The sequence below is a fragment of the Arthrobacter sp. JCM 19049 genome (genome assembly GCF_001310435.1).
Genome location: NZ_BAXF01000328.1, coordinates 1 through 2,491, shown reverse-complemented (window position 1 = coordinate 2,491; position 2,491 = coordinate 1). Strand labels below are relative to the sequence as shown.

Below are 2,491 nucleotides of genomic sequence, written 5' to 3'. Positions count from 1 at the left end.
CCGCCATCGCCCGGTGTCCCGCTCGGTGGACGGCATGAGCGTGCCTGAGGGCTATGACTGGCACCCGATCATCCGCTGGGGTGACCCGTTGTTCTCCCGCAAGCAGGCCCTGGACCCGGCCAAACCCTCGGCGAAGGCGCAGGCCGCACAGTTCGGCTACAACTGCGACTACCTGGACATCATCGTGGACAAGTACGCATCACATCGCGGGGTGCTGGTGGCCAACCACGAATACACGAACGAGGAAATGATGTTCCCGCCCGCTTGGTTTGAGGCGAACAAGGACGAGGCCCGTCGGGTCGCGCTGGCCGCGCACGGCATGTCAGTGGTGGAAGTGCAGCGCAAGAAGAACGACCGACGTTGGAACTACATCGTGGGCGGCGAACGCAACCGGCGCATCACCATGCACACCGAGTTCCGCATGACCGGCCCGGCCGCCGGCAGCCCGCTGCTGCGCACCCGTGAGGACGATACCGGAACCCGGGTGCTGGGAACGCTGAACAACTGCGCTGGGGGCACCACCCGTGGGGAACCGTGCTGAGCGGGGAGGAAAACTTCGACCAGTACTTCCGGGGCCGGGGCACCGCGCAGGAAGCCCGGTACGGGATCAAGGCCAAGGCCACCGGCCGCGGCTGGGAGGAGAGCGAACCGCGCTTCGGGCTGCACCACCCCGGCTATGAGAACGAGGCCAACCGCTTCGGGTGGGTGGTGGAAATTGATCCGCAAAACCCGGACTCGGTCCCGGTGAAACACACCAGCCTGGGCCGGTTCAAGCACGAGGGCGCCAACGTGCGCATCGCACAGAACGGCAAGGTCATCGCCTACTCGGGTGATGACTCGCGCTTTGAATACCTGTACAAGTTCGTCTCACGCGACACCTACCGCAAGGGGGACCGCGCCCACAACATGACCCTGCTGTCCCACGGGGATCTGTACGTGGCCACCTTCAGCGGCAATTCCCCGGCCCACGAAATCGACGGCATCGGAACGCTGCCCACCGACGGAGCCTTTGACGGCACCGGGACGTGGGTCCCGCTGGTGCTCAACGGGGCCTCCCAGGTCCAGGGCATGGCCCTGGACGAGGTCCTGGTCTACACCCGGCTGGCCGCTGACAAGGTCGGCGCCACCAAGCTGGACCGCCCGGAGGACGTGGAACCCAGCCCCGTCACCGGCAAGGTCTACGTGGCCCTGACCAACAACTCCGAACGCGGCAACCATGGCACCGAGGGGGCCACCGAGGTCAGCCCGCGCCTGCGCAACCGGGACGGGCACGTACTGGAAATCACCGAGAACCCCACCGACGCGACCGCCAACGAGTTCAACTGGAACATCCTGCTGGTGGCCGGGGATCCCAAGTTCAATTCCTCCACCTACTTCTCCGGGTACCCGGCCGACAAGGTCTCCCCAATCTCCTGCCCGGACAACCTGGCCTTCGACTCCCAGGGCAACCTGTGGATCTCCACCGACGGGGCACCAAGCACCATCGGCTACTCCGATGCCCTGCACAAGGTCACCCTGGATGGTGAACAACGCGGGCGGGTTGAACAGTTCCTGGCCGTACCGACCGGCGCCGAGACCTGCGGCCCGCTGATCCGCGACAGCATCAATCGGTGTTCGTTTCGGTCCAGCACCCGGGGGAGGGCGGCAGCTACAACGAACCCCAGTCCCTGTTCCCGGACTACGTCAGTGACGGTCGCAAGGCCAAGAAGGGCCAGATGCGTGGCCCGCGACCCACCGTCGTGCAGGTGTACCGGCGCACCAAGGCCATCAAGGGCCAGGGCCGGGGACCGGGCAAGTAGTGGGCAACGGGAGGCGGTAGGCGGCAGGGACCGGCGGGGCAACCACTAGACTGGGGCAGGTGGGAGCTGAACGAAGCACGGCGCACACCGCCAACGAGTCACCCAGGGACCTGCACCACCGTGAATCCCTGCCGAATACCGCCATCGATACCGCCCGGGACGTGTTCCGCACGCTGATCGGCGCGGGAATCCGTGACCTGGTGCTCTCACCGGGTTCCCGCAGCGCCCCGCTGGCCTACGCCGCAGCGGAGGCCGAGACCAGCGGCAAACTGCGCATCCACGTACGCATCGACGAACGCTCCGCCGGTTTCCTGGCACTCGGCATGGCCCAGGCTCCGGGGCCCCGGTGGCGATTGCCATGACCTCCGGCACGGCCGTGGGCCAACTGCTGCCGGCCATCATGGAAGCCAACCACACCGGCACCGCGCTGCTGGTCCTCTCCGCCGACCGTCCCGAGGAGCTGCAGGGCACCGGCGCCAGCCAAACCACTGACCAGCGTGGACTGTTCGGCGTGCACGTGCGTGCGAACCTGAACGTCCCGGCCGGAACCTCGCCCACACCAGCGGTAGACCAAGCCCTGCGGCGCTCGCCGGGACAAGCAAGAGCGCGCCGGGCCCGGTCCAGCTGAACCTGCAGTTCCGCGACCCGCTTACCCCGCCCCGGGACAGTGATTTAGGCGCACAGCAGTGGGC

General features: G+C 67.1%; 2 pseudogenes. Both read left to right on the top strand.

Going from position 1 to position 2,491, the window contains the following annotated elements:
- Positions 1 to 1,799, top strand: a pseudogene (locus JCM19049_RS11710) (PhoX family phosphatase); the annotation flags it as partial.
- Between the two features lie 128 nt (positions 1,800 to 1,927).
- Positions 1,928 to 2,491 (top strand): annotated as a pseudogene (locus JCM19049_RS23530) (thiamine pyrophosphate-binding protein); the annotation flags it as partial.